Here is a 9,102-nt window from a genome sequence, read left to right as displayed (position 1 = left end):
TGGATCTGCTCATGGTTGCTCCTGCAAAAAAGGATCGGAGGGCCAGCCGAGGGTTTTCCAGGGCGAAGCCATCCTGGGTGGCGCAGGGATGCGCCACCGGTTCAGGGCGATAGACGGGGCGGGAGTGTCGTCAGTGGGCTGGCGGCTTGCGCGGTGCCCGGGGTTTCTTCGGCGCTGCCGGCTTCTCTCCCGGCGGCACCACCACCGCGGCGGCCGACTTGGCCGCGGGTTTGCTCGCGCTCTTGCTGGCCGGCTTGGTCGTGGCAGGTTTGGCCTTGGCGGTCTTGGGCGGCTGGCTGGGGGCCAGGGCCTCGGCCTCGGCGAGCTTGCGGGCCATTTCCCAGTGTCGGGCTTCGTGGCCCTCCGGTTTCCCTTCCGACTCCCAGATCTGATAGGCGAATTCACGAATGCGTTTGTCGTCGGTACTCATCGCAATGCTCCTGGACTGAACTCAATGTTGAATCAAAAGGTTGAGCGGAAAGTCTTGCAATACGGCACTGATCAGCAACTCCCTGTGGGGTGTGACTGCTCCGGTTGAAAAAAGTCCATTCAGGTTGCGGCTCGAAGCGGTGAACGGTAGTTGTACCCGGGTATCGCCCCAGCGCTGCGCATCCACCTTGGGGATTGCACTGTCATCCAGCAGGCCGGCCACCTGGATCGGCACTATCACCACGGCCCGTTGCTCCTGGTATTCACGCATGAACGCCAGCACCCGACCGGCTTCCTGGCCCAGCACCGGCAATGGCTGGTAGCTGCCGCGCTGGAACAGCTCCGGGTATTGGCCGCGCAGGCCCAGGGTGCGGGCAATCAGGCCCTGCTTGATGCGTCCGTCACGCCACTGGGCCAGCCACTGCCGAGGATCGCGGGGGCTGTCCAGGGCCCGTTGCCGGGCCGGGTAGTCGGGCAGTCGGCGGTTGTCCGGGTCCACCAGGCTGAAATCCCAGAAGTCGTTGCCCTGATACAGGTCCGGCACCCCCGGTACGGTCATGCGCAGCAAAGTTTGCGCCAGGCTGTTGAGGGCGCCGCCAGGAGCGATGCTGTTGGCTGCCGCCGCCAGCGACTGGCGCAGGGCCAGGCCTTGCGGCGAGCCCAGCACGGCGTCGACAAAAGCCTGCACTCCGTCTTCGTAGTCAGGGTTGGGCGCTGCCCAACTGCTGTGCAGCTTGGCTTCACGCAGGGCCTTGAGTTGCCATTGCCAGATGCGCCGGGCATAGCGCTCCAGGCCGGGCTGATCCTCGGCCTGCAAATCCAGGGGCCAGCTGCCCAGGAGGGTTTGGTAGAGGATCAGTTCATCGCCCGCGCAAGGGGCGTCGGGGTGCTGGCGCAAGGGCGCGGCCAACAGTCGCCAGCTGGCCACCTGGCGGGCATACCAGGGAGCCCGCTCACTGAGCAGGGCCAGGCGCGCGCGGCTGTCTTCGCCGCGCTTGTGGTCATGGGTGGCGCTGGTCAGCAGGTTGTCGGGGAAGCTCTCCAGGCGCTGCTGGCAAGCGCTGTGGAAGGCCGAGATCGGCGCGCTGAACTGTTCGCTGTTGAAGCCCACGTCATTGCGTGCCAGGAGCACCGCCGAGCGGTAGAAGGCGGTGTCTTCCACGGCCTTGGCCGCTGTCGGCGCGGTCAATTGCTGGAAGCGCACGCAGGCGTGGCGCAGCAGCTTGCGCCCCCGGCCCGGTGGCTGCCGGCGCCAGCCCTGGCCACCGAGCCAGCGCTCCAGGCAGTCCAGCACCGGCCAGTCGGCCTCGCTCAGGCTGCCCCGGGCGCCGTCCATGGCCTGCTGGAAAAACAGCTGGTCCTGGGGGCCGCGGCCCCGGGCACTGATGTAGGTGCGGTACACCGTAAAGTGCACGATCAGCTCCAGCAGCGCCCGGCGGATGGCCCCCAGGGTCAGGTCGCGGCTCATCAGGTCCAGGCGCGCCACTTGCAGCAGCGCCTGGGCCACGTTTTCAAAGTCGCCGGCCAGGGAGCCGTTGAGGATCTGCCGGCGTGCCAGCAGGGCCTCGTCGCCGAACTGCGGCGAACGCTGGCTGTGCCGGCTCCACAGTTCTGCCAGCAGCGGCTGGCCGGCGGGCGCCTGTTGCAGCAGCGACAGCTGGTTCATGAATTCGTAGCCGGTGCTGCCGTCCACCCCCCAGTCGCGATGCAGCGTCTCGCCCGCGCCGAGGATCTTCTCGACGTAGATCGGCAGGTGCTGGCCCGGGCGCAGGCGGTCGACCCGGCGCCGCAGCTTGCGGCAGTAACCCCGGGGATCGGCCAGGCCGTCGATGTGGTCGATGCGCAGGCCATCCACCAGATGTTCCTCGATCAGTTGGAAGATCTTGGCGTGGGTGGCTTCGAACACGGCCGGGCGTTCGACCCGCAGGCCCCCCAGTTCATTGACGTCGAAGAAGCGCCGCCAATTGATGTCATCGGCTGCGGTGCGCCAACTGGCCAGGCGGTAGCTCTGTTGTTCCAGCAACTGATGCAGACGGGTGAAACCTTCTGCCTGGCGCGAGTCGTAGCCTTGCAAGTGGGCGTCGATGGCCTGGCGTACTGACGGCTGCTGCAGCTGGTGTGCCAGGGCCTGTTGCAGCGGCCGGGCCTGGGCGTGGGCGTCGCTGTTGAAGCGCAGCGCAGCAAAACCGTCGGCCAGGGACTTCAGGGCCGCACCGGACTCGGCGTCCAGCGGCTCGGGGAGTCGCAGCAGTTGTGCGTAGTCCCAGGGGCAGATGGGAAAGCGATGTTCATGGTGCTGTACATGAAAGCCACCCAGGTCGTGGTCCAGTTGCAACTTCAAGCTGCCTTCCTGCAGCGCCACGCCATAGTCGCTGCCAAGGAACGGCAGGAGCAGTTGGCCTTCCATCAGCGGGTCCGCGGAGTGCCACTGGATATCGAAGAATTCGCCATACGGGCTCAGGCGCCCCCATTGCAGCAGGTCCAGCCACCAGGGGTTGTCGCCGCCGCCCACGGCCATATGGTTGGACACGATGTCGAGAATCAGGCCCATCCCATGTTGACGCAGGGCCGCCACCAGACGCCGCAGGGCCGCTTCGCCCCCCAGCTCCGGATTGACCCGGGTCGGGTCCACCACGTCATAGCCGTGCTGGGAGCCGGCCCGGGCACAGAGCAGCGGGGACGCATAGAGATGGCTGATGCCCAGGCGGGCGAAGTAGGGCACCAGGGGCACGGCGTCGTCGAGGGTGAAGCCCTGATGAAACTGCAGGCGCAGGCTGGCCCGCGCCAAGGGCAGGGACGGCAGGGTCATCGGTCACGCTCAAGGGCTTGTTGCCGGGCACAGGCCAGCAGTTCCAGGCGCCGGGCAGCGTCGCTGTCGTCCAGCAGGCGTCGGCTGGCACTGGCCAGGCGGCGGCGCCAGTTGGGATGGCTGTCGAGGGTGCCGGGCAGGTTGGCCTGTTCGTCGATGCCCAGGGCATCTTCCAGGGGCAGCAGCACCAGCGGCGCGCGGGTATGGCCGAGAAAGCGCACGCTGGCGTCCAGCACCTGATCGGCTTCGTGAGCCTCTTGGTGAAAGTTCTGCGGGTCCTGGGCCAGGGCCTGGCGCAGGCCGTCACGTTCGCGCTGACGGTGTTCGCGCCATTGCCGCGCGCCCGGTTCATCCACCATGCCCAGGCGCAGGTTCCAGTCGATGTCGCGGCCCTGCCACCAGCCGTTGAGGGTCGGCAGATCGTGGGTGCTGGTGGTGGCCAGGGCGTTGTCCGGCCAGTCCAGGATCGGCTTGAAGTGGCAGCCGTGATCCTGTTCGAACAAAAGCACGCACATGCCGAGCATGGCCCGGGCGGCGAGTTTTTCCCGCAGGCCATCGGGCACCGTGCCCAGGTCTTCGCCGAGGACAATGGCCTGGTGCCGATGGGATTCCAGGGTCAGCAGGCGCAGCAGGTCGTCCACCGGGTAATACAGGTAGGCACCGTCGCAGGGCGGTGCTCCCAAGGGGATCACCCAGAGCCGTTGCAGGCCCATCACATGGTCGATGCGCAAGCCGCCTGCATGGGCGAAGTTGGCCCGGAGCATTTCGATGAAGGCGCGAAAACCATGGCGCTGCAAACCTTCCGGAGAGAAAGCACAGATGCCCCAACCCTGGCCCTGGCGATTGAGGATGTCCGGTGGCGCGCCCACGGTCAGGGCCGCCAGCAACTGCTCCTGGCGGCTCCAGGCCTGACTGCCACCGCCGTCGGCACCCACTGCCAGGTCGGCGATCAGGCCGATGCCCATGCCGCTGCTGCGGGCCGCGCTCTGCGCCCGTTCCAGGCTGCGGGCGATCAGCCATTGGCAGAAGGCATGGAAGCCGATTTCATGGGCCTGCTCCTCGGCGAACCGGGCCAGGGCCGGGCTTGCCGGGTTGCGCCAGTGTTGCGGCCAGTGGCGCCAGTCCGGGTCTTCGCCGCGGGCGGCGCGTTCGGCCTGGATGGCTTCGAAGCGGCAGTGGTTTTCCAGGGCTTCGCCGGCGTTGCGGCGATAGCTGGCGAAGTCCTCGTGCAAGGGGTGCTGGCCGAGGCAGAAGCCTTCGTACAGGGCGCGCAGCGTTTGTTGCTTGGCCTGGGCCGCTTGGGGCCAGTCGATCAGCGGTTGCTGTTCCAGTGCCTGCAAGGTCTCGCCCAGGCCGCAAGATTCGATGGCGCTGCGCCAGGCCCGGTCGCCGAGAATGGCCCCGGGAGCGGCATACAGGCTGTTGAGAAACAGCCGGCTGGAGGGCGAATAGGGGCTGTAGCGCTGGGGATCGCTGCTGAACATGGCATGCAACGGGCTGATGGCCAGGGCATCGGCGCCGCGCTCGGCGGCTTGCCGGGCCAGCTCTTCCAGCGCCTGGGTATCGCCGAATCCGCCGTCACCGGCGCGGCGCAGGGCATACAGTTGTACGCTCAGGCCCCAGGCGCGCGGGGTGGGCTGGGCCACGGCGTCGGCCACGCTGTAGCAGCGTTCGGGGGCCACCGCGAGGATGAAGTGTTCCTCCTCGATGCGCACCGAGTGGTAACCCACCGGGATCTGTCCTGGCAGTACGCTCTGATCGTCGAGCTGCAACGACAGCGGTTCGCCGTTTTCCAGCTCGATGGCACAAAGGGTCCCGGGCGCGAAGTACCGGGCCAGGTCCAGGTCCTGGCCGACGTCGGCGGTCAGCAGCGGCGGCAGGTGCCGGCTCTGCTGCAGCTGGTGCAACTGCTGCAGGCTGTCGGCGATTTCCTGGTCGCTGTCGGCGGGGTGGCCCAGGCCTGCCAGCACGGCCCGCAACACCCGGGCCTCAACTTTTTGCGGTCGGCCGTTGGCGTCGATCCAGTCCACTGCCAGGCCGGCGCGGCTGGCGAGTATTTCCAGTTGCGCATCGCTCATCGGCGTTCTCCATCGGGGGCGGTGGGGCAAGGCCCGCTGTCCAGCTGCACCAGTACGCTGAAGGCCGGTAGCCAGCCCTGCTGCCAGTGTTCAAGGGTTTGCGCCGGGTGTTCGAACCAGAGTTGCGCGGTGGCCTCGGGCTCAAGTTCGACCCGGTGCGGGCTGAGGTTGAGGTCGATACGCAGCAGGCTGCCGTCTCCCAGGCGCCAGCGTGCGCTCAGGGCACCTTCGGCCAGCACTTGAGTGTCCAGGGCCTGGGCACCGGGCAGGCGCGGGATCAGCTCGCGGTGGCGGATACGCAGCAGGCTGCGGTACAGCTCACGGGTTGTCTCGGCCTGTTTTGACTGGGGCAGGGGCCGTGACGCCTGGAAGGTCGAGGGGGCGTTGGGATCAGGAATGCGCTGGCGCTGCGCGGCGTCGGCAAAGGCACTGAAGGCGGCGAATTCGTTGCGCCGACCCTGACGCACCTCTTCGGCCAGTTCCCCCTGATGGCTGGTGAAGAACAGGAACGGTTCCTGGGCCGCCACTTCATCGCCCATGAACAGCAACGGAATCATCGGTGACAACAGCAACAACACCGTGGCCGCCTGCAGGGCCTGGGTCGGCGCCAGTTGGTTGAGGCGCTCGCCGAAGGCCCGGTTGCCGATCTGGTCGTGGTTCTGCAGGAACAGCACAAAGGCGCTGGGGGGCAGGTGGCCGCTGGGTTCGCCCCGGGGTTCGCCGTGGCGATTGGCATGGCCCTGGAAGGCGAAGCCCTGGCTCAGGCAGCGGGCCAGTTGCGTGGTGGGTTCGTCGGCGAAGTCGGCATAGTAGGCGTCGGTCTCCCCGGTGAGCAGCACGTGCAGGGCGTTGTGCCCGTCGTCGTTCCACTGGGCGTCGAAACCCCGCTGCAGCAGGCTGGCCTGGTTGAATTCGTTTTCCAGGTTGAGCCACACCTGGCGCGACGCCGGCACCGCCTGGCGTACCCGCAGGGCCAGTTCATGGAGGAAGTCGGGATCGTCGATGGCGTGCACGGCGTCCAGGCGCAGGCCGTCGAAACGGTAGTCCAGCAGCCACATCAGGGCGTTGTCGATGAAAAAGTCGCGCACCTGCCGCCGGCGAAAGTCGATGGCCGCGCCCCAGGGGGTGTGCAGATCCTCGCGGAAGAAGCCCTTGGCGTAGCGTTGCAGGTAGTTGCCGTCGGGGCCGAAGTGGTTGTAGACCACGTCGAGGATCACTGCCAGGCCCAGGCCGTGGGCGGCGTCGATCAGGGCCTTGAGGTCGTCGGGAGCACCATAGGAGGCTTCCGGGGCGTAGGGCAGGACGCCGTCGTAGCCCCAGTTGCGCTCGCCGGGGAACTCCGCCAGGGGCATCAGCTCGATGGCGGTCACCCCCAGGTCCACCAGGGCCGGCAGGGCTTGCTGCACCGCCAGGTAGCCGCCCATGACGCCGACATGCAGCTCGTAGATCACCGCCTCGTGCCAGGGCCGGCCACACCACTGTGGCTGCTGCCAGGCGTAGGCAGTGTGGTCGACCACCAGACTCGGGCCATGCACATCACCGTCCTGGGCCCGGGAGGCCGGGTCCGGCACCTGGATCTGCCGATCGATGGTGAAGCGGTAGCGGCTGCCCGCCGGGCAGCGCACCTGAATCACGAACCAGCCGTCAGCCTCGGCCAGCATCGGCAGTGACCGGCCGTCCGCCAGTTCAACGCTGACCTCACGGGCATCCGGGGCCCACAGGGCGAACCGGGTGTGTTCGGTGTCCAGCATCACTGCGCCATGGGTCCAGCTTTGCCGGGTGCTTGATGGCATCGGTCCAGGCCCCCTTACTGTCTGACCGCCTGCCCCAGGGCCTTGGCCACCAGTTGTTCGTAGAGTTCGGCGTAGGGCTCCACCGCCTTGCACCAGTTGAACGGGGCCGCCATGGCCCGGCAGCGCATGGCGTTGAGCAGCGCCGGATAGGCGAAGACCTTGAAGGCCCGGGTCAGCGCTTCCTGGTAGCTGGCGACCGTGGATTCGTCGAAGAGAAAGCCGGTGACACCATTCTCGATGGTGTCCGCCAGGCCGCCGGTGTTGCGCGCCACCGGCAGCGAACCGAAGCGCTGGGCGTACATCTGGCTCAGCCCGCAGGGCTCGTAGCGCGACGGCATGAGCAGGAAGTCGCTGCCGGCGAACATGCGCCGGGCATCGGTTTCATTGAAGCCGATATTGACCCCGATGCGCCCGGGGAAACGCCGGGCCAGGGCGCGCATGGATTGTTCCTCTTCCGGTTCGCCGCGACCGATGATGGCGATCTGGCCGCCGCTGGCGACGATGAATTCGGCCACGCCCTCGGTGAGGTCCAGGCCCTTCTGGTAGACCAGTCGCGAGACCACGGCGAACAGTGGGCCGTCGCTGGCGTCGAGACCGAACATCTGCCGCACATGGGCGGCGTTGGCCGCCTTGCCGTCCCAATCACCCATGCTGAAGGGGCACAGCAGGTGCGCATCGGTGGCTGCGTCCCAGCTTTCGTCGATGCCGTTGGGGATGCCACTGAGCAAGCCTTGCTGGGTCTTGCTGGCGAGAAAGCCGTCGAGTCCGCACCCGAAGGCCGGGGTGGTGATTTCCTGGGCGTAGGTGGCGCTCACGGTGGTGATGTGGCTGGCGTAGGCCATGCCGGCCTTGAGGAACGACAGCTTGCCGTAGAACTCCATGCCTTCCTGTTGCAGGGCGTGTTCGGGGATGCCCAGTTCCGGGCACGAAGCCAGACTGACCACGCCCTGGTAGGCCAGGTTATGGATGGTGAACAGGGTCGGGGTCCGCTGCCCGCGCCAGTGCATGTAGGCCGGGGCCAGCCCGGCGGGCCAGTCGTGGGCGTGCACCAGGTCGGGGCACCAGTGGATTTGTGCCAGGTTGGCGGCGATATCGGCGGCGGCCAGGCCCAGGCGGGCAAAGCGAATGTGGTTGTCGGGCCAGTCGCGGCCATTGTTGGCGCCGTAGGGCGAGCCTTCGCGCTCGTACAGCTCCGGGCAGATCAGCACATAGATCACCAGGCCGTCGGGCATGTCCATGCGCCCGATCTTGCAGGCCGGCAACGCCGCGTGGCCCCCCAGCTCGCCGATGATATGGATGGGGTTCTCGCTGTGCAGCACCTGGGGATAGCCGGGGATCAGCACCCGCACATCGTGCAGGTGGGCCATGGCCCGGGGCAGGGCGGCGGAGACGTCGCCCAGGCCGCCGGTCTTCACCAGGTCGGCGATTTCCGAGGTGACGAACAGCACCCGCTTGCGGTTGGGGTTCTGACGAGCCAGCGGCAGTACGGTCTTGCCTCCAGTGACGGAAATCGCCTGGGGGGCACGTTCACCGGCCTGCTGTTGAGGATGCTCTCCCTGAGTGTCCAATGCGGCGCTGATCATAGGTCTCTCCCGTTTTATTGATCTGTTCTGGTGATTCAAGCGCTACTGTCGGGCCATTCCTGTGGCCGGGCGCAATCGCGCCACACATCGATCAGCCTGAGCTGCTCGAGCGCTGAAGCAGAAAGGATGGAGGAGCCGTTGCAAGGAATGCACCAGTGGCAGCGACCCTACCTTTAACCTGACCTTGGGCCGAAGCGAAAAGTTTCGACTTTTTCAATGCAAAAGTGACCGCTCGGTCACGCTGCGAAAAGCAGTCTAGGACAGAACCTAGAGCGGTGCCGTGCGGGGCGGGGTTTTCGCCCGGGGCGGGGACTGGCGGACGGATTTATCCCGACGAAAGGTCGGCCGTGCACCGCAGCAGAGCGGGGGCGAAATGGCCTCGGCGCGAAAACGGTGAGGGCGTGCGAGGG

Annotated in this window: 5 protein-coding genes; all 5 read right to left on the bottom strand. The window is 67.1% G+C overall.

The annotated features are described in order from the left end of the window. Positions 1-130: 130 nt before the first annotated feature. From BLX41_RS13635 to glgA, 5 genes are read right to left on the bottom strand one after another with little or no spacing between them, the layout of a single operon-like run. A complete protein-coding gene (locus BLX41_RS13635) occupies positions 131-430 on the bottom strand; it encodes a DUF2934 domain-containing protein (RefSeq protein WP_123725312.1) in 300 nt (99 codons plus the stop codon). A gap of 21 nt (positions 431-451) precedes the next feature. Next, positions 452-3,238 (bottom strand): malto-oligosyltrehalose synthase, encoded by a 2,787-nt coding sequence (locus BLX41_RS13630; RefSeq protein WP_123725311.1) that lies wholly within the window; start codon positions 3,236-3,238, stop codon positions 452-454. After that, entirely contained in the window at positions 3,235-5,316 is a 2,082-nt protein-coding gene (malQ, locus tag BLX41_RS13625) for a 4-alpha-glucanotransferase (protein WP_123725310.1), read from the bottom strand. The genes BLX41_RS13630 and malQ overlap by 4 nt, the downstream gene beginning before the upstream one ends. Next, positions 5,313-7,109, bottom strand: coding sequence for a malto-oligosyltrehalose trehalohydrolase (gene treZ / locus BLX41_RS13620; RefSeq protein ID WP_123725309.1), 1,797 nt, complete (start codon positions 7,107-7,109; stop codon positions 5,313-5,315). Before treZ ends, malQ begins: the two co-directional genes overlap by 4 nt. A 14-nt stretch (positions 7,110-7,123) precedes the next feature. Next, entirely contained in the window at positions 7,124-8,692 is a 1,569-nt protein-coding gene (gene glgA / locus BLX41_RS13615) for a glycogen synthase GlgA (RefSeq protein WP_123725308.1), read from the bottom strand. Positions 8,693-9,102 lie beyond the last annotated feature (410 nt).

Source organism: Pseudomonas protegens (assembly GCF_003732485.1).
Classification (GTDB): domain Bacteria; phylum Pseudomonadota; class Gammaproteobacteria; order Pseudomonadales; family Pseudomonadaceae; genus Aquipseudomonas; species Aquipseudomonas protegens_B.
Note: the sequence above shows the minus strand (reverse complement) of the source record. Positions and strands in the feature narration are given on the sequence as shown.